Origin of the sequence: Streptomyces sp. SID14515, assembly GCF_010548505.1 — a bacterium.
Taxonomy (GTDB): Bacteria; Actinomycetota; Actinomycetes; order Streptomycetales; family Streptomycetaceae; genus Streptomyces; species Streptomyces caviscabies.
In genome coordinates, this window is the sequence record NZ_JAAGMH010000145.1 from 23,705 (window position 1) to 45,932 (window position 22,228).

A 22,228-nucleotide genomic window follows, 5' to 3' on the forward strand; every position below is an offset into this window, starting at 1 on the left:
CCATTCGTTATACACGATGATCGGTTTCACACCGGGTCGGCGGCGTACTCGTCCCGGTCGTCGGCCAGCACCTCGGCGTCGGGCCGCGGGTCCACGTCCCGGCCCCCGGCGAAGGTGACGGCGAGCGCGACGGCCAGATTGACGGCGAGGGCGACGAGCCCGGCGTTCACGCCCCACACCGGATCGTTCCCGCTGAAGACGAGGACACAGACCACCGCGACGCCCACGATCAGCCCGCTGAACGCGCCCCGGAAGGTGAGCCGCCGCCAGACCAGGGCGAGCAGCACCATCGGCAGCAGCTGCGCCATCCCCTCGTACGAGATGAGGGAGAGGCGTACGAGGGTGTTGGGCGCGGTGTACGTGAGGAGCAGCGCCAGCGAGCCCGCGACGACCACGACGACCTGGGCGGCGGACTTCTGCCGGTCGGCGTGGGCGAGGCGCGGCAGGAGCGACAGCACGCTGCGCCCCCACATCGTCCCGATGACCAGCATGAAGACGGCCATGGGCACGATGGAGGAGAGCGCCGCTGCGACCCCGATGACACCGACCGCCCAGGCGGGCAGCGCGTCGACGACCAGCTTGAACAGCGCGAGGTTCGACTCCGCGCCGGCCAGCCCCGGCACCACGAACAGGGCGGCGAGACCGAGCAGCATCGGGACGAAGAGCAGGACGTTGTAGGCGGGCAGGTACATGGCGTTGCGGCGCAGCGCGTCGGCGTTCCGGGCGCCGAGGTATCCGGCGACGGTGGTCGGGAAGATGACGACGGTCAGCGAGTTCAGGAACGTGGTGCTGATGAACCACACCTCCCCGAACCCGCTGCCGCCGTGTCCGGGAAAGGTCAGCCAGTCGCTCTTCTCCGTGACGAGCCGGTCGAGGAAGGGCCCGTATCCGTCGAAGTAGTGCAGCGGGACGTACAGCGCGAGGAATCCGAGCGTGGCGATGACCAGGACGTCCTTCAGCACGGACACCCAGGCGCTGCCGCGCAGTCCGCTGACCACGACGAAGCCGGTGGTGACGGCGAAGGCGACGAAGTAGGCCCAGTTCAGGCTGACGGCCCCGTAGGAGATGACGGAGAGCACGACACCCATGCCGGTGATCTGGAGCTGGATGTACGGCAGCAGGAACACGGTGGCCAGCACCGCGACCACAGCGCCGAGCCAGGGCCGGCCGAAGCGGTGGGCGACCATGTCGGTGATCCCGACGAGGCCGTGCCGGCGGGCGTAACTCCAGAGCATGGGCCCGACGACGTACCCGATCGCGTAACCGCAGGACATGTACGCGACGACGTACAGAACGGGCGCCCCGTAGTTGTAGCCCCAGCCCGCGGCCCCCAGATAGCTGAAGCTGGTGTAGCCCTCGCCCGCCATCAGCACCCAGATGAAGACGGGCCCCAGGCTCCGCCCGCCCACGGACCACTCGGAGAGCCCGCCGCCCTTGCCGCGCCCGCGCAGTGCGAGGAGGCCGAGGGCGACGGTGGCGACCATGAAGACGCCGAAGACGGAGGTGGCGACGGCAGCGTTCACGCGCGACCACCTCGCCGCCGGTCCCGAAGGTCCCCTCTTCTGGTGAGCCACACGGCGACGGGCGTCAGAAGGGTCGCCCCGAGGAGCCACACGAAGAGGAAGGGCACGCCGAACACCAGCGGGGTCACGCGGTTCACGAGGTGCAGCGCACCGAGATACAGGACATAGGGGACGAGCAGCCACAACAGATGGGGACGCCGTCTGATCACTCCAAGCACCCAGGGACCCTACGCCCGTCGCCCGCTGTTCCTCACCGCGGGCGCATCGCGGTGAGCTGCCCCCAGACGACGAGCCGGTAGCGGGAGCTGAACTCGGGGGTGCAGGTGGTCAGGGTGAGGTAGTAGCCGGGCTCGCTGTAGCCGACGGAGGTGGTGATGTTGCTGCGCGGCACCGGCGCGATGACCCCGCTGTCGGACGGGGCGGTCCGCGCGAGGCGTTTGCCGACGGTGTACGTGTAGACGGCGTCCCGGGTCTCGACGGTGATCCGGTCGCCGCTCCGCAGCCGGTCGATGCGCCGGAAAGGCTCGCCATGGGTGTTGCGGTGCCCGGCGAGCGCGAAGTTCCCGGCCTGCCCGGCCTGCGCGGTGCGCTCGTAGTGCCCGACGTACCCCCGGTCGAGCACCCCGCCTTTGCTGGTCCCCTCGGCGACGGGCGCGGTGAGCCCGATCCGGGGGATGCGCAGGACGGCGTACGCCTGGTCCCAGCGGGGGGCGGTACGGGAAGGAGCGGCCGGGGCGTCGCCCGCGGCCTCGCCCCCACGGCCGGAACCCGCAGGACGAGACTCCCCGTCCAGCGCGTCCTCACCACCACCCGGATCGGGTTCGGACTCGGACTCGGACTCGGACTCGGCGGCGAATTCGGGGTCGGGCCCGTCCCACTCCCGCTGCAGGCTCTGGACGGTACGCCCGGCGTCGGCGCGCGCCTCGCGGTTGGTCCACCAGAGCTGATGGGCGACGAGGAGGAGCAGCACGACACCGAGGGTCACGACGAGCTCGGCGGACACCCAGAGCCCCCGGGCGAGAACCCGCGGACCACCCCCACGACCGCGCACACCCGACAGCACCCCACGCCCTCCCCCAGCTCCCCGCCTCCGCATCGACGTCACCCTCCCGCACGGTAAGGACACGGAACGCACGGCCGCGCACCGCAAGGCCCGGGGCGCACAGCCGCGCACCGTAAGGCTCGCAAGGCACGCCGCGCACCGTCGAGACTCGGGGCGCACGGCCGCGCACCGTAAAGAACTCGGAACGCACGCCGCGCACCGTCGAGACTCGGGGCGCACGGTAAGGGCAAACCTCACAACTCTCCAGACTTCTCCCGTTTCTCATCTCCCGACCTCTCCTCCCCGCCGTCGCCGTCCGGCAGTACCGTGTGGTCCATGCGCCCCGACACGCCTGCCGACCACACCACCGAAGCCGAGCGTCTGCTCCGCACCGCGGCGCAGTACCCCGAGGACCACGAACCGCTGATCCTCCAGGCCGCGGCCCACCTGGAACTCGCGGGCGACCGCGCCCGCGCGAGCACGCTCTACGACGATCTGCTCGGGGCCCCCGAGTCCAGCGTCGACAACCCGCACCTGATCAAGGCCCTGAAAGCGGCCAACCTCTGGGAGTACGGCCACGAGGCCGAGGCCCGGGCGATCATCGACGGCATCCGTACGGCCGGCCCGCTGGACGCGGCGCCGTGGCAGGTGGCCGCGGAGACGCTGGAGGCACACGACGAGCTGGAGTCGGCGCACGACTTCTTCTCGACCGCGCTGACCCTGCTGCTGGCCCCCGGCGAGGAGGTCCCGTACGCGACGCAGTCCCTGCTGACCGGCCGCCACCGGGTGCGCAGGCTGATGGGCCTGGACCACGACGCCTGGGACGAGCTGGCCGGCGCGCTGCACACGGCCGCGGTCCCGCTGGACGAACTGCACGACCCCAAGCGCCTGTGGTCGCTGGGCTCCTCGGACCCGGTCGAGCTGAAGGCCGAGATCGCCCGCCTCCGCGCGGAGCTGGGCACCTACCGCACGGCCCTCTCCCGCCCGTTCCCGGTCGCCGTCCTGCACTGGCCCGAGAACGAACTACGCGAACTTCTCACGGCATACCCGGAGTTGACCGAGGAGTACGTGGACCGCGCGACCCACCTGTCCCGCCTGGAGGCGTCCCTCCGCGACCTCCACGCGACGGGCACCCCGAACCTGGGCATCGTCACGGGCACGGTCCCGTCGTACGAGGCGTTCGCCGCCTCGGAAGCCGCCTCCCCGTCCGACCCGGGCCTCCTCCCCCAGTACGCCACCACCCTCGCCGCCCGCGGCCGCGCCACCCCCTGGCCCCCGTCCCGCACGGCCGCCTGCTGGTGCGGGTCGGGGGAGGCTTATGGGGGGTGCCACGGGGGCGGATGAGGCCTGCTGCTTCCCCCTGGTAGAGGTCGCCGACCGCAGCTTCGCGGATGGCGGCCTCTACTACTCGTCTAGATAGCTGCCGTTCGACCGCCACCATGCTTGAAACCATTACCTATGGGTTCGACAAGATGGCACATCACCAGCAAACGCAAACCAGAAGCAGCTCGCCTCGCCTATCTCATTTGATGAAACCGCCGCACACCCGGACTCACGCCGAATACCAAAGTCAGGCGCACCAGCATCAGATGATTAAATAGTGGACCGAAGTCTCGATTGCACCAGTCGGTCGAGTTCAGGGAGAAGCTTAAGAACGGCATCGACTGCAGCGACTTCATCCGACGGTGACGGAAGACGCCTGATCTTCGATGCCCCAGCCGGAGAGATCTTGCGCTCATATCTTCGCCAAATCTCACGCCTACTGAGGTGGGCAGCATCGCCTCGCTCATTTCCGAGGCTTTTTAGAGACTCCAGCAAATCGGCATTCAAATCGGAGGAATCAACGCCAATCCACCCCATCAATCTACGAATATCCGTCGGCTTGATTCCATTATTCTTCGTTACAATCGAGGTCTCAATCCACCTTATCGCCTCCTCCAATTTCGAGGCGGCGTAAGTTGCAATCAAGCGAGAATCAGCGAAGCTCGATTCGGCCGCCGACTGCCCCTCAATGAAACACTTAGATCGATAATGCGCCAGCGCAGACCCGGCAGGGAGCGTCAGCTTTCCATTCTTATTCTTGAATATTTCATGACTGCTCAGGAGTGCACTCAGGACGGTGTCCTCGAAGTGTCTCTCTATCTCCGCATGCATAAGAACCCTATAAGCCAACGCCCTATCATATTCCTCATCTGCAGGCGGTGCGCCCCATGAATCAGAAGGCCCCAAGAGATTCTCTCTGAGCACCCTCTCCCTTTCCTTTAGGCGTTTGAGTCGGCGGGTTATGCTGGCCAACTATCCCACCATCTTCGCGAGCACGTCACTCTGTCCCGTTACACTCTCCAGCATCTCTGCCCAAAGCCTGAAACGACCTTGGACGGCATCTTGCGACTTCGTAGTCGAAGTAATGTAATGCGAAAATTCCCTGTCGACCGAAAGCTCCTCAACTGCCTCCTTGAGCTGCGGTTTCCTGCTGAAACACGCCTGCCTTAGACTCTCGTCCTTTAGGGAAGCCGTGACCACGTCAAACAACGGGGAGTTGAATCTCGGCAGGTATTTTTCACCCGTGTAGCGAAAGAACGTAGTAGAACCGAAGATATCAAACGCCGCATCGATCGCAATATTTAGACTTCTTCCCATCTCCTCATAAAGAGGGCGCGCGTGTGCCCAACTTTTTCCAGCCCACTTCGCCTCCTCATCCAAGAACTTTCGAAGGTCACCTTGGTAGCTGGCATAGCTTCGCGAGAAGGCGAAGTGCCGCAAGGCTGTTTCCGCATCACGCATCCTGAAATCTGGCTGCTTAATCCTTCGCGCTCGCCTTAGAGGTTCAGAGGTGGCTGAGAATTCGTCAAGCCACAGCATGAAATCATTCATGTGAAGTGCCCTGCGAAGCTCATGCGAAGAAAGACTCACACTGTTCTGGTTCAGTCGATGAAAGATCGCGTGCAACGCTCTCTCATCCGAGTACCCCTGAACCACAACGGTTCGAATGGGCTGAACCAAAAGACTTTCCCAGTGATCACTCAGCCTGTCATCTTCGAGGACTTTCTTCAAAGTCTTCCCCTGAAGACCGGGGAGAATTTCCAGCTTAGGAAATTTTAGCTTATTCCCCTCCTTCTGAAGATCAGCCGCAAATTTCAGTGCAAGCAGACGCTGCTTCCCATCCAGTACTACGAACTTGCTGCGCGCCTCTTTTTTTGCAGCGAGAACCAGCTGCGGAACAGGGATCCCTACCATCAAGGACTCCAAAAACCTCCACGTCTTCGCCTTATTCCATACAGGATTTCGCTGATACGTAGGTGAAACGTCGATGGCACCACGCTCCATTCGTTCAATCACCGTGGTAACCGACCAGTCCACCGTATAAGTGGTGATGTTCTTGAATACCGTCTCGTCAGAACCAAGATCCTCTTCAGAATCTTCGTCAATCTCGTCCTCGATATCAAGATCTGAGTAGATATCTTCTGAAGTCATTCGCTCTCTTCTCTTCCTTGCATTGGGGGTAATTTCCAGTGAACTCTGTTAGGTAATCGAAATGGTCCTGCTTCTCGCAGTAGGTCGACAGGAGGAAGCCTACGAGGACGAGCGGGATCAAGCCAAGTGGATGTTGCAGAACGTGCATTGCTCAGCGTCAGATACCAGGGCAATCCACTCACGTTTCGAGAAACCCGGTCGCCGCCTTGGTTCGGAAGGAGACGCGGCATACCCCTCTCATGCATCCGTGCGGCCTTGTCGGGACACCGCTGCGCAAACCGTCCCCTCACCTTCGGAGGCTGAGCTTTCAGATCACGTGCGACGAGCCAGTCCTCAGATTGCAGCAGCGGACCCCGGAAGGCCACACCTCCTACCGCATGGAACTTAGCCTGCCTGGCCGATCGTCCTGTGGTGCAGGGCAGATTCGGATGAGCGTTACGGCGGTACGAGCGGATGGCGACGTGGAGGCAGTAGCGAAGTCGGCCACCAGTCAGCAGGGGGGTGAGAGTGCTAGTGCCAGGCCTGAGATTTAGGCGACAGGAACGCGTGCTCGCCGGGATCACGACAACCCTGGCCGGGGTGTTGGCGTTCCATCGGGGCGTGCCCAACCGGCCCGGGCGGATCGGCAGTCTGCTGGAGTCCTTTCTGCCCTGGCTCGGCGTCCTCGTTGTCGTGCTGTTGGTCGTCGCCCTCGTGCGGCGGTCCGGCGTCGCCCTTGTGGCCCTGCTGCTGCCGGTGGGTGTGTGGGTGCATCTCTTCGGGGGACTGTTCCTGCCCGCCGCGGCAGACGACGGGCCGGGGCTCGTCGTCGTACAGCACAACGTCAGTGATGAGAACCGCGAGCCGGCGGCGACCGCCCGTGCCCTGGTCGCGGCCGGGGCCGATCTCATCGCGCTGGAGGAGTTGGTTGTTCCGCAGCTGGCGGTGTACGAGAAGGTTCTCGCCGCCGACTATCCGCATCACGTCGTACGCGGCACCGTCGGGCTCTGGTCCAAGTACCCGCTCAGCGGCGAGCAGTTGGTCGACATCAAGCCGCCGAGCATCGAGGAGGGGTGGAGCCGCGGTGTGCGGGCCGTGGTCCGTTCTCCGTACGGGGACGTCGCCGCGTACGTCGCACATCTGCCCTCCGTCCGGGTCGGCGCGGGCGGGCTCGCGTCCGGGCGAAGGGACGAGAGCGCCGCGCTGCTGGGGCGCGCCATTGCGGCCGACAGCGTCAAGACCGTCATTCTGCTCGGGGATCTCAACGGGGCTGTGGAGGACCGGGGGTTGAGCCCTCTCACCTCACGGTTGAACGTCGCCGAGCGCGGGTTCGCCTTCAGTTTTCCCGCTGCCCTTCCGCTGGCCCGGATCGACCAGGTCATGGCCCGCTCCGCCGCCGTCGGCCACATCCGGACCCTGCCCGCCACCGGCAGCGACCATCTTCCCGTCGTCGCCCGCGTCACCCTGCCTGACCAGCGGTGACGCGTCCGCCGCCCCGCTCGTGGTTCGGCTTCCGCGTACACCGGGGTCGGCTACAGGTCCTTGAGCCAGGCGTGTCCCGGGTGTACGCGGGCCAGCAGCTCGGCCAGGGTCTCGCGCTGCGACCGGGTCAGGTGCGGGACGGTCGTCTCGAAGTCTCTGCGGTCCTTCTCGCGGGCGTGCTTGGCCTTGAACAGGAGTACCAGTTCGGGCGCCAGATACGGGATGCCGTCGTGATCGTGCTGGATGATCTCGCTGTACGGGAGCCGGATCCGCTCGTCGCGTCGGCAGATCCAGGTGTCGCCCTCGTGCGGTTCCCGGAACACGTCGAGCAGGTAGTTGCCGGTGGCCGGATCGCGGAGCCACGTCTGATGTACGGCGACCAGCGCCTCCGGCGTGGCGTCCGCCCAGATCCGGCCGCTGCCCGCCGCGTCGAAGACGTACCCGGGAAAGCGGCGGCGGACCTCGGGAAAACTCGCGTACGGAATCCCGATCTCGATGTCCCCGTGCGTACGCGTCTGCCTGCCGCGGAACAGGTCCAGCGCCCAGCCTGCGGCCACGTACCAGGGTGTGTCGAGCCCTGCCAGCCGCTGCGCGACCTCGCTCGGGGTCCAGCAGGACGACCACCTCGCGTCCAGGGCCTCGATCTCGTCGGGTGACAGCTCGACGCCACCGCTGGGTAGTTGCTCGCTCACCGCAGGAATCTATCAGCGGGTCCGATGACTTGGGCTTGGTGGATGGGTGGGGGGAGAGACCGGCAGACAGCGGGCAGCGGGCAGCGGGCAGCAGGTCATGGAGTGGCTTGCGTGCTCGTCGGGATGACCGGTGTCACCCAGGGCGACGACCTGGCGGTTGTGGAAGAGGTCGTCCTCCTGTGGGGCGCTCGGCTGGACTGTGTGCGGTGGTTGGCGTTCGACGGCGTCGGACTGGTTGCCTCTCGCGCCCGCTCAGTAGCATCACCCTCCATGACTGCTCTGGTCGTCACCATCGCCCTGGCCTTCGTCGGGTACGTCGCGGCCTACCTGAACGGATTGCGGCTGGCCCAGCGTCAGGAGCGGCTCGCGCGCGTGAATCGGCAACTCAGCGACTTCTACGGTCCGTTGTTCGCCATCACCGAGGCCAACAGCCGCGCCTTCGAAGCCTTCGCCCAGCGCAATGTCCGGCCCGACGGACGTTCTCCCTTCGACCACGAAGAACCGCCCACCGAGGAGGAACTCGCCGAGTGGCGGCTGTGGGTCACCACTGTCTTCCTGCCGAACATCCGGACCATGCGCGATCTCGTGGTCACCCACGCCGACCTGCTGCGCGAATCGGAGATGCCTCCGCTTCTGCTCAAGTTGTGCGCACACGTGTCCGGTTACGAGATCACGGCGGCCCGGTGGGCGGAGGGACGGTACGACCAGCACCTGTCCGTCGTGTCGTTCCCGAGCCAGGACCTCGCCGCCTACGCCCGGACCGGGTTCACCGCCCTGAAGAAGGCGCAGGCTCAGCTGCTGGGGCAGCGGTACACCGGGTGAGGTCGCGCCGCCGACCACTCCTGCACGCTTTGTACACGCTCTCATCACAATTCCGCTTCGCTTCCCGCATGCCCCTGATGTGCGCCCGGACGCGCTGCGAGCATCGACTGCTCCACCGCACAGCGTTCGGCCTTGGGGGCAACACATGCAGACGAGGAAGCAGTCACGGCGGCCGAGGCGCGGGATCCTCCGGATACGGACAGCGGCCGGAGCGGGCGCGCTCGCGCTGATCCTCACGGGGTGCGGAAGCGACGACGGCAGTGCGGACGGCCTGGGCGGGCAGGGCGCCGCCGAGGTCGCCGCGTCGGGCAGTTCGTCTGCCCCCGTGAAGCGGGCGCTGGCCCTCATGGACGACGACGAGCAGAGCGTCGACGCGGGCGACAGCCTGGACGTGGACGTCCTCGACAATGACTCCGTCACCCTGGAGAGCGGGGCCGGAGCGGCGCTGCTCGACGCCTACGACGCCGCCGAACTGTCCCTGGACATCGACACCGCGCCCGGCCATGGTTCCGCCTCGGTGTCCGGGACCACGGTCACGTACACCGCCAGGGACGGGTACGCCGGTGAGGACGAGCTGACGTACCGGGTTCTCGTGAAGGGAACCAAGGTCCCCGCCGCCACTGCCGTCGTCCGCATCACCGTCACCGCGCCCGCCCCCGAGCCGACTCCGACCCCGGCCTCGGCCTCGGCCTCGGGTACGGGATCGGCTTCGGGTACGGAATCGACCTCGGGTACGGATTCGGACTCCGGTTCAGGTTCGGGCTCCGGTTCGGGCGGTGGGGGCAGTACCTCCTACGCGAACTGCACCGCCGTACGGAACGCGGGAGCCGCACCCATCCGGGCCGGTGACCCCGGCTACGGGCGGCACCTCGACCGCGACGGGGACGGCGTCGGCTGCGAGTGAGCCTCGCGCGGCTTCCGGGCTCCTTCGGTCGCTTCCGGGCGCCTCCGGTCGCTCCCGGGTGCCTCCGAGCCGTTCACGCCAGCTTCTTCCGACCCGCTCATCGCGTTCTCAGCTCGCGGCTTCCGGCTCGGTTCCTCGCGATGTTCCGACTCTTCCTGCCGCTTCCCGACTCGGCGAGCAGGGCGAGTACCGCCGACGACGTCGCCCCCTCGGCGAGGACGCGCTGCATCCAGGCCGAGACCTTCAGCAGCTCGGCCGACGTCGGCACGTGACCATCCTTGATGGACAGGAAGAACAGCCAGTCCTGCACGCGGCGTCGAATGAAGTCGCGATTCCCCTCCGCCTTGAGCCTGTCGATCTCCGGCAGCAACCCGGCCGACCACTGGTCGCGGTTCCGTGCGGAAGCGGTGGCCGAGACGACGCGTCGGTACGCGGACGAGCGCACGTGCTCGTCCGCGACGGCCTCGTCGATGTCCACGTCGAGGACGCCGGCACCGGTCAGCAACTCGGCCACGTCGGAACGCAAGGTCATGGCTTCACCCTTCGGCGCGGGGTTCGTCCGACGATGCGCACGCCGTTGATGCGCACGCCGTTCCTGCCGGGTCGGGGCCGGCCCGGACCTGCGCCAGAAAGGCTGCCATCTCCTCGTACACCGCAGCCGTGTCGTCCAGGTGGGCGTCGTGGCCCGCGTCCGGGATCACGGCGATCCGCGTCGCGGGGTGCCGGGCCCGCATCCGGTCCGCCTCGTCCGGCTTCATCGCGCCGTTCTCGCCCCGTACCACCAGCACCGGGCAACGCACCCGGTCCCAGGCGTCCCAGTAGTGCCGTCGCGCGTTCTCCCGGACGGTGGCCACCATCACGTCCCGGTCCACGCGGGGGTGCAGTCCGCCGGGGCCGGGCGCGAGCCCCGCCGCCCAGGCCCGGCCCGCAGGGCCGCCGCCGAAGAACGCCTCGGCCGCCGCCACGTCCGGGAACGGCACCGGCCAGGAGTCCAGCCAGCGCCCGATCTGCTCCGGCAGCTCCGGGCTCGGGCCCGCCGGGCCCGCCTCGATCAGGATCAGCGCACGGCACACCTCCGGGTGCGCCGCCGCCGTCAGCAGTGCGGTGAGGCCGCCCATCGACTGGCCGACCAGCACCGTGTCCGGCCCGGCCAGACCGAACCGGTGCGCGACGGCGAGGACATCGCGTACGTGCGCCGCCCGCGTCACGTCACCGGGGCGGCGGGTGCTCGCCCCGCTGCCCCGGGCGTCGAAGGCGACCACCCGGTGCGTGGCCGCGAACCGGGCCGCCAGCGCCTCCCACTCGCCGCAATGGCCCGCCAGGCCGTGCAGCAGGAGCAGGGGCGGGCCCTCGCCGCCGTGGTCGGTGCAGAAGAGGCGTACGGGCCCGGGCCCGCCCGGCTCTCCGCCTTCCTCGACCGTCACCGTGATCGTGCTCGTACCTGTGCCTGTACCCGTGCTCGTGACTGCTCCCACCCCGAAACCCCGTCCGTCCGCCCGTCCGCCCGTCACTTCCCCGTACGCCGTCCCGCTCGGCGGCACCGTCGCCCTGAACGCTAGCCTCGGGCGGAGGAGCCAACCACGGATATACCGACGGCTTACAGGAAGCGATGGTGGCGGCGATGGCGAACGTACCGGCAGCGGCAGTGGCGGCGAGCGGGCTCATCGGAGGCTACGGCGTCGCCCGGTGGACCAAGAAGCGACCGCTCGGCGGCGTCGCGCTCGCCGCCGCCGGGTCCATCGCCGCGTACGAGTGGAACCGCCAGGCCGGGCCCCGTACCGCCGCCGGACTGACCGTCGTCTACGTCGCCGCCTTCGCCGGATCACACCCGCTCGCCAAAAAGGTCGGCGCATGGCCCGCCGTCTTCGCGGTCGCGGGCGGCGTGGCCGCCGCGTCCTGGGCCGTCACCCGGCGGGTCGCGCGCGCCTGAAGCGTTCTCCCGGGCCCGGCCCCAGAGCGCACCGACCAGCCAGACCCGAGCCGGCATTCGCGGGGCGGAAAGAAGCACAAAGAAGCCGGCAGGGCTCTGAACGCCCGCCGCTCCGCGCCCGTACTACCGGGCAACTCCCCCGCGTAAGCCGGGTGCGTACCCGTACACGACAGGACGGGTACGCACCCGGAACCCGCAGGGCTCAGGGCTCAGCCGCCCAGCGCGTGCGACACCGTGTAGATCGCCAGGCCCGCCAGCGCGCCGACCACCGTGCCGTTGATCCGGATGAACTGGAGGTCGCGGCCGATGTGCGCCTCGATCTTCTTCGAGGTCTGGTCCGCGTCCCAGCCCGCGACCGTCTCGCTGATCAGCGAGGTGATCTCCGCGCGGTACGTCGTCACCACGTACACCGCCGCGTCCTCCAGCCAGCCGTCCACCTTGCCCTGGAGCCGTCCGTCGCTCGCCAGCTTGGCGCCCAGCGACATCAGCGAGGCGCGGGCCCGCAGCCGCAGTTCGCTGCGCTCGTCCTCCGCCGCCGAGAGGATCATCGTGCGGACGGAGGACCAGGCCGAGGCGATGACGTCCTGGACCTCGCCGCGGCCCAGGATCTCCGACTTCAGCCGCTCCACGCGGGCCCGGGTGTCGGCGTCGCTCTGGAGGTCGGCCGCGAAGTCGGTCAGGAACGTGTCGATGGAGCCGCGCGCCGGGTGCTCCGGCATGTCCCGCATCTCCGTGACGAACCGCAGCAGTTCCTTGTAGACGCGCTCCCCCACCCGCTTGTCCACGAACCGCGGGGTCCAGCCGGGGGCCCCGCCCTGGACCGCGTTCATCACCGAGTCGCCGTGCTCCACCAGCCAGTCGTGCGCCCGTACGCAGACGAGGTCGACGACCTTGCGGTGGCCGCCGTCCGTGACGACCTTCTCCAGCATCTTGCCGAGGCCCGGGCCGACCTCCGCCGCGTCCGCGCGCCGGGTGATGGCCTCGCCGACCACCGCCTGCACATCGGAATCCCGAAGGACCGTCAGCGCACCGCGCAGGGCGGTCGCCAGCTCGGCGGTGACCCGGTCCGCGTGGGCCGGCTCCGCGAGCCACACACCGAGCCTCCGACCGACCCCCAGAGCGTGAATTCGGTCACGAATGACGTCTCCGGAGAGAAAGTTCTCGCCAACGAAGGAACCGAGGGACTGTCCTAGCTGATCCTTCTTGGTGGGGATGATGGCCGTGTGCGGAATGGGCAGGCCGAGCGGGCGCCGGAAGAGCGCCGTCACGGCGAACCAGTCCGCCAGCGCGCCCACCATCCCCGCCTCGGCAGCCGCCGCAACGTAGCCCGGCCAGCCCCCCACGCCTGAGTTCTTCGCCCAGGTGGCCAGGACGTAGACGATCGCGACGAGCAGAAGGAGGCCGGTGGCCGTGAGTTTCATGCGCCGTACGCCGCGCTGTTTCTCCTCGTCGGCGGCGGTGTACGCGAACGAGGCCAGGGGACCCGCTCCGCGCGGCGGCGCCCCGGAGCCCTCAGAGCCCCCGGTGCCTCCGGAGCCCCCGGCGCCCCCGCTGCCCCCGGTGCCTCCGGAGCCCCCGGCGCCCCCGCTGCCTCCGGTGCCTCCGGTGCTCCCGGCGCTCCCGGAATCCCGCACCGCGACCGGCCCTTGCCCCTGCGACTGCTCCGACTCCTGCACCGCGTCCTCGCCCTGCTCCTGCTCGCCGGATCCGGTCCGTTCCATCCGCTCCACCCGTCCGCGTACGTCTCGCCCCCGTGACGTACGCATTGTCCCTACCTCCCCTACTCCCGGGCCGCACGTCGAGTTCCCGACGGCCTGTCGCATCATGGGACCAGCACGATCATCACAAGGAGAAACACCGCACATGCCCAGGCGCCAGGGGTATGCCCTGCTCATCGCCCTAGTGGCGGGCACCGCCGTGCTCGCCGCCGCCGTCGCCTTCGGTACGACGCTGCTCTCCGGTCCCCGGTCGACACCGCTCCCGCCCGCCGAGACCCAGGCGGCGGCCCGTAACCCGGTCGACCCCGCCGCCTCGGGCGGCAGCTGGGTCGCCACCTGGACCGCCGCGCCCGTCCGCGGCGAACCGGGCACCGAGGGCGGGCTCCCCGGGCGCACCATCCGTAACGTCGTGCACACCAGCATCGGCGGGAACGTCGCCCGCATCACCCTGTCGAACCTCTTCGGCACGGCCCCCCTGGTCATCGACCAGGCCACCGTCAACACCCGGCCGGTGACCTTCAAGGGCGCCGCCGCCGTCACCGTCGCCGCGGGCGGACGGGTCATCAGCGACCCGGTCGTGGTGCCCGTGGCCCCCGACTCCGACCTCCAGGTCAGCTTCCGCACCCCGCAGGCGGGCGGGCCGGTCACCTACCACCCCAACACCCATCAGACCTCGTATCTGATCGACGAACGCGGCACCTGGAGCACCAGCCACTGGCGCTATCTGACCGCCGTGGACGTCCGCAGCGAGCGGGCGCGCGGCGCGGTCGTCGCCCTCGGGGACTCCCTGACCGCGGGCAGCGGCTCCACCACCGACGCCAACGCCCGCTGGCCCGACGTCCTCGCCGACCGGCTGGGCGGCCGGTACGGGGTCGCCAACGCGGGCATCGCGGGCAACCGGGTCGTGGGCATCGGCCGCGGCACCGGGGGCCAGGCGGGCACCGACCGGCTCGACCGCGACGTGCTGTCGGTCGCCGGAGCCCGGACGGTCGTCGTGGCGCTCGGCATCAACGACGTACAGCAGTCACCGCAGGAGGCCGACCCCCGGCGCATCGTGGACAGCCTGCGCGCCCTCACCGACCGGGCGCACGCCCGCGGACTCACGGTCGTCGGCGCGACGCTGACCCCGTTCGAGGGCTTCGCCACCTGGACGCCGCAGCGCGAGGCCGTGCGCCGGGCGGTCAACGAGCAGATCCGGGCGGGCGCGGTCTTCGACGCGTACGTGGACTTCGACGCGGCGGTGCGCGACCCCGCCGCGCCGACCCGGATCCTCACCTCGTACGACTCCGGCGACCATCTGCACCTCAACGACGACGGGTACCGCGCGCTCGGCGACCACGTGGACCTGAAGCTCCTGGACCGGGCCCGTGCGCCCCGGTCCGACGCGCTGTGAGCCGCTGAGGAGACGTCCGTACGGGCAGGGCGGGCCGGTCGGGCGGGTGGCCGGTCGGGCCGCCCGAGGCGGGTTTGGCGCTCAGAGTTCCTTGCGGCCGCCGCCACCGCCCGCGCCGCCGTCCGGGCCCTCAAGACCGCGTCGGCGGCGCGCCTCCAGTTCCGCTTCCTCCGCGGCCTTCAGGCGGCGGCGCTCCGCCTTCGTCCGCTTGCGCTCGACGCCGACGCCGCCCATCAGGGCGAAGCCGGTGATCCGCACATGCGGGGAGTCGGGGGCGATCTCGCCGTCCTCGTTGGAGCCCTCGCCGAAGCCGCCCATGATGCCGATGCCTCTGACTTCGACGTTCAGCTCCGGCGGTGCGGTCACATGGAGGCCGCCCATGATCGTGAAGCAGCGGATGACGACCTCGCGGTCCTCGAAGTTCGCCTCGCGCAGATCGATCTCGCCGCCGCCCCACATCGCGAACGCGGTGAACTTCCGGGCCACCGTCCAGCGGCCCTTCCGGTTGAACCCGCCCCAGAAGGCGAACGCCCCCTTCGAGGTGGCGTTGCCGCCGATCCGCGCGGGCCAGTTCGCCGCGGAACCCCGCAGCGGGGCGGGCGCGGACGAGCCCACCGGGGCGACCGCCGATCCGGGTGCCGGAAGGTCCTGGACGAGCGGTTCCAACTCCCCGTGCGTACGGGCCTTGTAGGCCGTTTCGAGGCGCTGGTCGAACTCGTCCATATCCAGTCGGCCCTCGGCCACGGCCTCGCGCAGCAGTTCCGCGATCCGCTCACGCTCGGCGTCGGAGGCGCGCATTTCCGGACGTTCACTTGTCATACCGCGCAGCCTATTGAACGGACCCGTTCCCGGCACAGACCCGCAGGCCCACGACGTACGCGCGCCGCCCCGGAAGACAGCCGGAAGACAACCGGAATAGACAACCGGAAAAGGCAACCAGGAAGGCCCCGGCGGCCCTCCGGGAGGGCGCCCGTCACGGCGCGGACGCGTACATCCTCGCGATCACGGCCTCGATGTCCGGCTCCCGCACCGACAGGTCGACCAGCGGGTACTCCGCGGCGATCCGCGCCACCAGCGGGGCCGCCGACACGGCGGCGGGGAACGCCAGCCACTGGCGCGGGCCCTCCACCTTGACCGCCCGCACGGCCGGTCCGCCTTCCGCGCCCTGCGGCTCCAGCACGATCGGGGGGAGTTCGCTCTCCAGGTCCACCACGAGCATGCGCTCGCTCTCCCCCACCTCGTGGAGGCCCGCCAGCGAACCGTCGTACATCAGCCGGCCGTGGTCGATCACCATCACCCGGCTGCACAACTGCTCGATGTCGGTGAGGTCGTGCGTCGTGAGCAGGACCGTCGTCCCGCGCTCGGCGTTCAACTCCTTGAGGAACTGCCGCACTTTGGCCTTGGAGATCACATCCAGGCCGATCGTCGGCTCGTCCAGGTACAGCACCTCCGGATCGTGCAGCAGCGCCGCCGCGATGTCGCCGCGCATCCGCTGGCCGAGCGAGAGCTGCCGTACGGGTACGTCCAACAGCTCGCCCAGGTCGAGGAGTTCGACGCAGCGGTCCAGGTTCTCCCGGTAACGCCGGTCGGGGATGCGGTACATGCGGTGCATCAGCCGGTACGAATCGCGCAGCGGCAGGTCCCACCAGAGGGTCGTCCGCTGGCCGAAGACCACACCGATGCGGTGCGCCAGGCGCGTACGTTCGCGGGAGGGGTCGATGCCCGCGACGCGCAGCCGGCCGCCGCTCGGGGTGAGGATGCCCGTCAGCATCTTGATCGTGGTCGACTTTCCGGCCCCGTTCGGGCCGATGTAGCCGACCATCTCGCCGCGCGCGACCTGGAAGCTGATCCCGTCCACGGCCCGGACCTCGTGCCGTTCCCTGCGCACCAGGCCGGCCTTCCGGCGGACCTGGAAGACCTTCTCGACGCCGTCGAGCGTGATGAAGCCGTCGTCCGCCATGCCCGTGCTCTCCCGCGTAGTCCCGTCCGACATGGTCGGCTCCTGATTCCTCAACTTCCCGTGCTCCGGTACGCCCGCAGCCCCGCCCGCCACGCGAGGCCCGCCAGCACCCAGCAGACCGCCGCCACCAGCGGCGGCAGGAACGCCACCCACCGCGGCAGGTCGACCGGGTAGTCCCGGCCGAGCACGTACAGCGCGGGCAGCCAGCTGACGAAGGCCAGCGGCACCACGAACGTCACCCCGCGCACGAGGTCCTTCGCGAAGATCGTGGGCGGGTACTGGAGCAGCGTCGTCCCGCCGTACGTGAAGGAGTTCTGCACCTCCGAGGCGTCCTGCGCGACGAACTGGAACGCCGCCCCCGCGACGAAGATCGCCCCGAAGATCGCCGCCCCGCTCACCACCATCATCGGCAGCATCAGCACCTTCACCGGCGTCCACGCGATGTCCAGCGAGACGAGCGCGTAGCCGAGCACCAGCAGCCCCTGCGTGATCCGCCCCAGCCGGCGCAGCGCGAACCGGTCCGCCGCCACCTGCGCCAGCACCGGCACCGGCCGCACCAGCAGGGTGTCGAGCGTCCCGTCGCGCACCCGGCGGCCCACCCGGTCCATCGAGCCCAGCAGCAGATCGCACAGCCCGAACGCGGTGGCCGACACCCCGTACAGCAGGGCGATCTCCGGCAGCGTGTAGCCGCCCAGCGCGTCGACGTGCGTGAACATCAGCAGGATCGTCACGAAGTCGAAGGCCGTCACCGCGAAGTCCCCGAACGCCGTCATGGCGAACGAGGCCCGGTACGCCATCGTCGAGCGCACCCACATCGCCATGATCAGCCCGTACGCGCGCACGCCCTCCAGCAGCCGGGGGCGCTCCTCGAACGCGAAACCGCCCGGTTCCGGGTCGCCCTGTTCCCCGCCGGTCCGCACCGCCACCGTGTCAGCCACCCTGCACCACCACCCTCCTGGTCGCCGCGGTCTGCAGCAGACGGCCCGCCAGCAGCAGCGCCACCGCCCAGCCGCCCTGGAACGCGTACACCTCCACCAGCCCCCACCCCGTGTGCTTGCCGAGGAACACATCGGCCGGGACCTGGAGCAGCGAGGACCACGGCAGCGCCCGCGCCACCTCGCCGAGCAGCCCGGGGAACAGGTTCAGCGGCAGCAGCATCCCGGAGAAGAACAGCCCGGCCAGCGACACGATCCGCATCGCGCCCGCCCCGTCCATCAGCCAGAACGCCGACAGCGCGACCACATAGCGCACCGCGAAACTGACCACCACGCCCAGGAACACCGAGACGAAGAACGCCGGCCAGGTCCACAGCGAGCCGGGAAGCGCCAGATCGAAGGCGAGCGCCCCCAGGAACATCGGCGCGACACCGCGCCCCAGCAGATGGAACGCCGCCCGGCCCAGGTCGCCCGCCAGCCACCACAGCTGGAGGTCGATCGGGCGGTACAGGTCGACGGCGACGTCTCCCGTGCGGATCCGCTCCACCAGCTCGTCCTCGAAGCCGCCGCCCATCATGGCGCAGGCCATCAACAGGGCCTGGCCGAGCCAGACGTACGTCAGCGCCTCGGCGGTGTCGTACCCGCCGAGCTGAGGACGTGCGTCCCACAGGGCGATATAGGTGTACGCCACGATGAAACCGAAGACCGTGTTGGTGAACACGCCCGCGGCCGTGGCCGTCCGGTACGTGGCGTAGCGCCGGAACGCACCCCCCGCCACCACCGCATAGAGCCGCACGCCGTCCCCTCTCCCCCGCCGCCACCGGCTCCCGGCACCAAAGCGCACGAGCCTAGTGCACGGGTGACGGCCTCCGCGAACGTATTAAGAGACGACCGGAGGAGGGAACGAGCCGGGGTGAACCGAGGGTTTCCCGGCTAAACGGGCACTATGGGAGAACTGACCACGCCCGAGGAGCCCCACGGACATGAGCGACGCGCCACAGCACTGGGCCCCCCGCGACCCCTCGGACGCGGCGGCCGCATCCGGCGGCGACCGGGGCGAGCCGCCCGGGACGAACGGAAAGGGTGCGAAGAGCGGGAAGAACGGGAAGAAGCAGCGGCCCCGGCGCACCGGCTGGCGGCGTGCCGTCCCCACCTGGCGGATGGTCCTCGGCACCGTGCTGGGCCTGGGCCTCCTCCTCGCCGGCGGGATCTTCGCCGGATACCAGCTCGTCGACATCCCGGCCGCCAACGCCTCGGCCACCGCCCAGTCCAACGTCTACCTCTACAACGACGGCAGCGTCATCGCCCGTGACGGCGACGTGAACCGGGAGAAGGTCAAGCTCTCCCAGGTCCCCATGACCGTCCAGCACGCGGTACTGGCCGCCGAGGACCGGGACTTCTACTCCGACGGCCGCGCCGTCGACGTGAAGGCGATGGTCCGGGCCGGCTGGAACACCGTGACCGGCAAGGGCAAGCAGGGCGGCTCGACGATCACCCAGCAGTACGTGAAGAACTACTACCTCGGCCAGGAACGGACCGTCCTGCGCAAGGCCAAGGAGGCCATCATCGCGGTCAAGCTCAACCGCGAGGTGACCAAGGACCAGATCTTCGAGGGCTACCTCAACACCAGCTACTTCGGGCGCAACGCGTACGGCGTCCAGGCCGCCGCCCAGGCCTACTACGGCAAGAACGTCGAGGACCTCAGCACCGCCGAAGGCGCGTACCTCGCCTCCCTCCTCAACGCGCCCAGCGCCTACGACGTCGTCGCCCACCCCGACAACAAGCCCGCGGCCCAGCGCCGCTGGAACTACGTCCTGGACGGCATGGTCAAGGAGGACTGGCTCCCTGCCGCCGAACGGGCGACAACGCGCTTCCCCACCCCCGGCGAGGCCAAACCGTCCACCGGGCTCTCCGGCCAGCGCGGCTACATCGTGCAGGCCGTCGAGGACTATCTGGACCGGCGCGGCATCCTCGACGAGAAGACCCTCGCCACCGGCGGCTACCGCATCACCACCACTCTCGACAAGGCCAAGCAGGACGCCTTCGTCAAGGCCGTCGATACCAACGTGATGTCCAAGACCAGCACCGGCCGCAAGGCCGACCGCAACGTCCGGGTCGGCGGCGCCTCGATCGTCCCCGACACCGGCGCGGTCGTCGCCCTGTACGGCGGCATCGACTACACGAAGCAGTACGTCAGCAACGCGACCCGGCGCGACTACCAGGTCGGATCCGTCTTCAAACCGTTCGTCCTCACCTCCGCCGTCGTCAACGACTCCACCACCCAGGACGGCCGCCCCATCACGCCCAACACCGTCTACGACGGCACCAACAAGCGCGCGGTCGTCGGCCCGCAGGGCGCCACCGACTACGCCCCCGCCAACGAGGACGACGTCGACCACGGCGACATCACCGTGCGCACCGCCACCGACGAGTCCGTCAACTCCGTCTACGCGCAGATGGCCCAGGACGTCGGCCCCGGCAAGGTCCGGGACACCGCGATCGCCCTCGGCATCCCCGCCGACACCCCCGACCTCACCGCCTCCCCCTCCATCGCGCTCGGCCCCGCCAACGCCAGCGTCCTGGACATGACCGAGGCGTACGCCACCCTCGCCGACCACGGCCGGCACGGCCCGTACGTCCTCGTCGAGAAGATCACCAAGGACGGCGCCGAGGTCGAACTGCCCGAGCGCGCCACCGACCAGGCCGTCAGCCGCGAGGCCGCCGACACCACCACCGCCGTACTGCGCAGCGTCGTGGAGGGCGGCACCGGCACCGCGGCCCAGGCGGTCGGCCGCCCCGCCGTGGGCAAGACCGGCACGGCGGAGGAGGACCGGGCCGCCTGGTTCGCCGGGTACACCCCGGACCTCGCGACCGTCGTCGCCGTGATGGGCCAGAACCCGGACACCGGCGCCCAGACCTCGCTGTACGGAGCACTCGGCCTGCCCCGCATCAACGGCGGCGGCGCACCCGCCGAGACCTGGGCCGCCTATACGGAAGCGGCGCTGCGCTCCTCCCCGGCCCAGGAGTTCGACCTGGAGACGATGCCGGGCTCCGACGAGGAGGACGAACCCCTGCTCGAAGAGAACCCCGACGGAAGCGCGGAGCCGTCCGCCGCGTCGGACCCCACGACCCCCTCCACCGCCCCGTCCGGCGCCACGCCGAGCAGCCCGACCGTCAGCTCCGCGCCCCCCGCCGGTGCGGACACCGGCGGGACGGGCGGGAACGACGGAGCCACCGGAGGCAACGCCTCCGGTGGCTCGGGGGAAACAGGGAACGCCGAAGGCGGCGGCAGCACCGGCGGTGACGGCGGTGGGAACGGCGGAGGCGGGGACAGCGGCGGCGGCAACGGCGGCACGGGCGGCTTCATCGAAGGCGCCCGCGGCCCGGACTTCCCGGCCGGCCGACCGGTGTGACCGGTGCGACCGGTGTGACCGGCCCCGCCTCAACCGCCCCGAAGTCGCCCTCAGTGCCCAGAGGTCGCCTTCAGGCCGACCACGGCCACCAGCAGCAGACAGACGAAGAAGATCCGGGCGGCGGTCACCGGCTCGTTCAGCACGACCATGCCCAGGATCGCCGCACCGGCCGCGCCGATACCGACCCACACGCCGTACGCCGTACCGATCGGCAGCGTCTTCGCCGCATGCGACAGCAGCACCATGCTCGCCACGATCCCGAGGCCGGTGAACACGCTCGGCCACAGCCGCGTGAACCCCTCGGTGTACTTCATCCCGATCGACCAGCCCACTTCGAGCAGACCGGCGATGATCAACAGAACCCACGCCATGACAGGCACCTCCGACGAAACCACGCGAACAGAACGGGTGCGTCGTCTTTGCCAACCCGGTACGGCGCGTCTCGTCGGGGTGGTCCCACCGTAGCAAAAAACAGGGAAAGGGCCTGGTGACACCGGTCACCAGGCCCTGAACAGCGCGGGTCCTACAGATCCCTGAACAGCGCGGGTCCTACAGATACAGCCCGGTCGAATCCACCGAACCCTCGAACCGGTCGGCGGCCACCGCGTGCAGATCGCGCTCCCGCATCAGGACGTACGCCACGCCCCGCACCTCGACCTCGGCACGGTCCTCGGGGTCGTACAGCACCCGGTCGCCGGGCTCCACCGTCCGTACGTTCTGCCCGATCGCCACGACGACGGCCCAGGCGAGCCGCCGGCCCACCGCGGCCGTCGCCGGGATCAGGATGCCGCCGCCGGAGCGCCGCTCACCCTCGGACGCGTCGTTCCGCACCAGCACCCGGTCGTGCAGCATCCGGATGGGCAGCTTGTCGTCGTGGGCGGAGCCGGTGGCACCGCGGTGGCCCTCGTGGGTGTTCTCGCTCACGCCCGCAACCTACCTGGCGCGCCCGGCGCCGTACGCC

22 protein-coding genes and 1 riboswitch are annotated in these 22,228 nt (G+C 69.4%); of the genes, 7 read left to right on the top strand and 15 right to left on the bottom strand.

Annotation, left to right across the window (positions count from 1 at the left end; all coding sequences use genetic code 11):
- Positions 1 to 26 precede the first annotated feature (26 nt).
- From G3I54_RS37090 to G3I54_RS37100, 3 genes are read right to left on the bottom strand one after another with little or no spacing between them, the layout of a single operon-like run.
- Positions 27 to 1,523: a sodium:solute symporter family protein gene (locus G3I54_RS37090; protein WP_164621497.1), complete on the bottom strand. Its 1,497-nt coding sequence runs from the start codon at positions 1,521 to 1,523 to the stop codon at positions 27 to 29.
- Entirely contained in the window at positions 1,520 to 1,741 is a 222-nt protein-coding gene (locus tag G3I54_RS37095) for a DUF3311 domain-containing protein (RefSeq protein WP_343240514.1), read from the bottom strand. The genes G3I54_RS37090 and G3I54_RS37095 overlap by 4 nt, the downstream gene beginning before the upstream one ends.
- 32 nt (positions 1,742 to 1,773) lie before the next feature.
- Positions 1,774 to 2,526 (bottom strand): class E sortase, encoded by a 753-nt coding sequence (locus G3I54_RS37100; RefSeq protein ID WP_343240515.1) that lies wholly within the window; start codon positions 2,524 to 2,526, stop codon positions 1,774 to 1,776.
- A gap of 375 nt (positions 2,527 to 2,901) precedes the next feature.
- On the opposite strand from G3I54_RS37100, the gene G3I54_RS37105 reads away from it, so the two are divergent.
- On the top strand, positions 2,902 to 3,909 hold the full coding sequence (locus tag G3I54_RS37105) for an SEC-C domain-containing protein (RefSeq protein ID WP_164621499.1): 1,008 nt from the start codon (positions 2,902 to 2,904) through the stop codon (positions 3,907 to 3,909).
- A gap of 249 nt (positions 3,910 to 4,158) precedes the next feature.
- Here G3I54_RS37105 and G3I54_RS37110 read toward each other — a convergent pair whose 3' ends face one another.
- Positions 4,159 to 4,860 carry a HEPN domain-containing protein gene (locus tag G3I54_RS37110; RefSeq protein WP_164621500.1) on the bottom strand — a complete coding sequence of 234 codons (702 nt, stop codon included), beginning with the start codon at positions 4,858 to 4,860 and terminating at the stop codon, positions 4,159 to 4,161.
- A complete protein-coding gene (locus tag G3I54_RS37115) occupies positions 4,861 to 6,039 on the bottom strand; it encodes a DUF262 domain-containing protein (RefSeq protein WP_164621501.1) in 1,179 nt (392 codons plus the stop codon).
- Between the two features lie 546 nt (positions 6,040 to 6,585).
- Here G3I54_RS37115 and G3I54_RS37120 point away from each other — a divergent pair.
- Positions 6,586 to 7,500 carry an endonuclease/exonuclease/phosphatase family protein gene (locus G3I54_RS37120; protein WP_164621503.1) on the top strand — a complete coding sequence of 305 codons (915 nt, stop codon included), beginning with the start codon at positions 6,586 to 6,588 and terminating at the stop codon, positions 7,498 to 7,500.
- Positions 7,501 to 7,550: 50 nt separating this feature from the next.
- Here the strand turns inward: G3I54_RS37120 and G3I54_RS37125 are convergent, their stop codons facing one another.
- A complete protein-coding gene (locus tag G3I54_RS37125) occupies positions 7,551 to 8,192 on the bottom strand; it encodes a hypothetical protein (protein WP_164621505.1) in 642 nt (213 codons plus the stop codon).
- Positions 8,193 to 8,462: 270 nt separating this feature from the next.
- Here G3I54_RS37125 and G3I54_RS37130 point away from each other — a divergent pair, with 270 nt between their 5' ends.
- The gene (locus G3I54_RS37130; protein ID WP_164621507.1) at positions 8,463 to 9,014 is read left to right on the top strand and encodes a hypothetical protein; all 552 of its coding nucleotides are present in this window, start codon (positions 8,463 to 8,465) and stop codon (positions 9,012 to 9,014) included.
- A gap of 145 nt (positions 9,015 to 9,159) precedes the next feature.
- Complete coding sequence (locus G3I54_RS37135) at positions 9,160 to 9,918, top strand: excalibur calcium-binding domain-containing protein (RefSeq protein ID WP_164621509.1); 759 nt, start codon at positions 9,160 to 9,162, stop codon at positions 9,916 to 9,918.
- A 97-nt stretch (positions 9,919 to 10,015) separates the two neighbouring features.
- Here G3I54_RS37135 and G3I54_RS37140 read toward each other — a convergent pair whose 3' ends face one another.
- Positions 10,016 to 10,450 carry a hypothetical protein gene (locus G3I54_RS37140; RefSeq protein ID WP_164621511.1) on the bottom strand — a complete coding sequence of 145 codons (435 nt, stop codon included), beginning with the start codon at positions 10,448 to 10,450 and terminating at the stop codon, positions 10,016 to 10,018.
- Between the two features lie 4 nt (positions 10,451 to 10,454).
- Positions 10,455 to 11,348, bottom strand: coding sequence for an alpha/beta hydrolase (locus tag G3I54_RS37145; RefSeq protein ID WP_164621588.1), 894 nt, complete (start codon positions 11,346 to 11,348; stop codon positions 10,455 to 10,457).
- A gap of 191 nt (positions 11,349 to 11,539) precedes the next feature.
- On the opposite strand from G3I54_RS37145, the gene G3I54_RS37150 reads away from it, so the two are divergent.
- Positions 11,540 to 11,848, top strand: a complete 309-nt coding sequence (locus G3I54_RS37150) for a hypothetical protein (protein WP_164621513.1) — start codon at positions 11,540 to 11,542, stop codon at positions 11,846 to 11,848.
- 209 nt (positions 11,849 to 12,057) lie between these two features.
- Here the strand turns inward: G3I54_RS37150 and G3I54_RS37155 are convergent, their stop codons facing one another.
- On the bottom strand, positions 12,058 to 13,614 hold the full coding sequence (locus tag G3I54_RS37155) for a DUF445 domain-containing protein (protein WP_164621514.1): 1,557 nt from the start codon (positions 13,612 to 13,614) through the stop codon (positions 12,058 to 12,060).
- A 97-nt stretch (positions 13,615 to 13,711) separates the two neighbouring features.
- On the opposite strand from G3I54_RS37155, the gene G3I54_RS37160 reads away from it, so the two are divergent.
- Complete coding sequence (locus G3I54_RS37160; protein ID WP_164621516.1) at positions 13,712 to 14,959, top strand: SGNH/GDSL hydrolase family protein; 1,248 nt, start codon at positions 13,712 to 13,714, stop codon at positions 14,957 to 14,959.
- Positions 14,960 to 15,040: 81 nt separating this feature from the next.
- On the opposite strand, the gene G3I54_RS37165 is transcribed toward G3I54_RS37160, so the two are convergent.
- From G3I54_RS37165 to G3I54_RS37180, 4 genes are all read right to left on the bottom strand, one after another.
- On the bottom strand, positions 15,041 to 15,757 hold the full coding sequence (locus tag G3I54_RS37165; protein WP_164621590.1) for a DUF1707 domain-containing protein: 717 nt from the start codon (positions 15,755 to 15,757) through the stop codon (positions 15,041 to 15,043).
- A 175-nt stretch (positions 15,758 to 15,932) separates the two neighbouring features.
- Positions 15,933 to 16,952, bottom strand: coding sequence for an ATP-binding cassette domain-containing protein (locus tag G3I54_RS37170; RefSeq protein ID WP_164621525.1), 1,020 nt, complete (start codon positions 16,950 to 16,952; stop codon positions 15,933 to 15,935).
- Positions 16,953 to 16,969: 17 nt separating this feature from the next.
- Positions 16,970 to 17,857: an ABC transporter permease gene (locus tag G3I54_RS37175; RefSeq protein WP_164621527.1), complete on the bottom strand. Its 888-nt coding sequence runs from the start codon at positions 17,855 to 17,857 to the stop codon at positions 16,970 to 16,972.
- Positions 17,850 to 18,650 (bottom strand): ABC-2 family transporter protein, encoded by an 801-nt coding sequence (locus tag G3I54_RS37180; RefSeq protein WP_164621529.1) that lies wholly within the window; start codon positions 18,648 to 18,650, stop codon positions 17,850 to 17,852. The genes G3I54_RS37175 and G3I54_RS37180 overlap by 8 nt, the downstream gene beginning before the upstream one ends.
- Positions 18,651 to 18,837: 187 nt before the next feature.
- Here G3I54_RS37180 and G3I54_RS37185 point away from each other — a divergent pair, with 187 nt between their 5' ends.
- A complete protein-coding gene (locus G3I54_RS37185; RefSeq protein ID WP_164621531.1) occupies positions 18,838 to 21,267 on the top strand; it encodes a transglycosylase domain-containing protein in 2,430 nt (809 codons plus the stop codon).
- 50 nt (positions 21,268 to 21,317) lie between these two features.
- Here G3I54_RS37185 and G3I54_RS37190 read toward each other — a convergent pair whose 3' ends face one another.
- The gene (locus tag G3I54_RS37190) at positions 21,318 to 21,638 is read right to left on the bottom strand and encodes a multidrug efflux SMR transporter (protein ID WP_018488630.1); all 321 of its coding nucleotides are present in this window, start codon (positions 21,636 to 21,638) and stop codon (positions 21,318 to 21,320) included.
- A 36-nt stretch (positions 21,639 to 21,674) separates the two neighbouring features.
- A riboswitch (guanidine-III (ykkC-III) riboswitch) is annotated at positions 21,675 to 21,733 on the bottom strand.
- Between the two features lie 83 nt (positions 21,734 to 21,816).
- The gene (locus G3I54_RS37195) at positions 21,817 to 22,191 is read right to left on the bottom strand and encodes a co-chaperone GroES (RefSeq protein ID WP_343240516.1); all 375 of its coding nucleotides are present in this window, start codon (positions 22,189 to 22,191) and stop codon (positions 21,817 to 21,819) included.
- Positions 22,192 to 22,228: the final 37 nt, after the last annotated feature.

Bases quoted from the DNA above. Each gene is read 5' to 3' on its own strand.
- G3I54_RS37105 (WP_164621499.1), top strand. From the start codon at position 2,902: ATGCGCCCCGACACGCCTGCCGACCACACCACCGAAGCCGAGCGTCTG.
- G3I54_RS37115 (WP_164621501.1), bottom strand. From the start codon at position 6,039: ATGACTTCAGAAGATATCTACTCAGATCTTGATATCGAGGACGAGATT.
- G3I54_RS37130 (WP_164621507.1), top strand. From the start codon at position 8,463: ATGACTGCTCTGGTCGTCACCATCGCCCTGGCCTTCGTCGGGTACGTC.
- G3I54_RS37135 (WP_164621509.1), top strand. From the start codon at position 9,160: ATGCAGACGAGGAAGCAGTCACGGCGGCCGAGGCGCGGGATCCTCCGG.
- G3I54_RS37140 (WP_164621511.1), bottom strand. From the start codon at position 10,450: ATGACCTTGCGTTCCGACGTGGCCGAGTTGCTGACCGGTGCCGGCGTC.
- G3I54_RS37150 (WP_164621513.1), top strand. From the start codon at position 11,540: ATGGCGAACGTACCGGCAGCGGCAGTGGCGGCGAGCGGGCTCATCGGA.
- G3I54_RS37155 (WP_164621514.1), bottom strand. From the start codon at position 13,614: ATGCGTACGTCACGGGGGCGAGACGTACGCGGACGGGTGGAGCGGATG.
- G3I54_RS37160 (WP_164621516.1), top strand. From the start codon at position 13,712: ATGCCCAGGCGCCAGGGGTATGCCCTGCTCATCGCCCTAGTGGCGGGC.
- G3I54_RS37165 (WP_164621590.1), bottom strand. From the start codon at position 15,757: ATGCGCGCCTCCGACGCCGAGCGTGAGCGGATCGCGGAACTGCTGCGC.
- G3I54_RS37170 (WP_164621525.1), bottom strand. From the start codon at position 16,952: ATGTCGGACGGGACTACGCGGGAGAGCACGGGCATGGCGGACGACGGC.
- G3I54_RS37185 (WP_164621531.1), top strand. From the start codon at position 18,838: ATGAGCGACGCGCCACAGCACTGGGCCCCCCGCGACCCCTCGGACGCG.
- G3I54_RS37190 (WP_018488630.1), bottom strand. From the start codon at position 21,638: ATGGCGTGGGTTCTGTTGATCATCGCCGGTCTGCTCGAAGTGGGCTGG.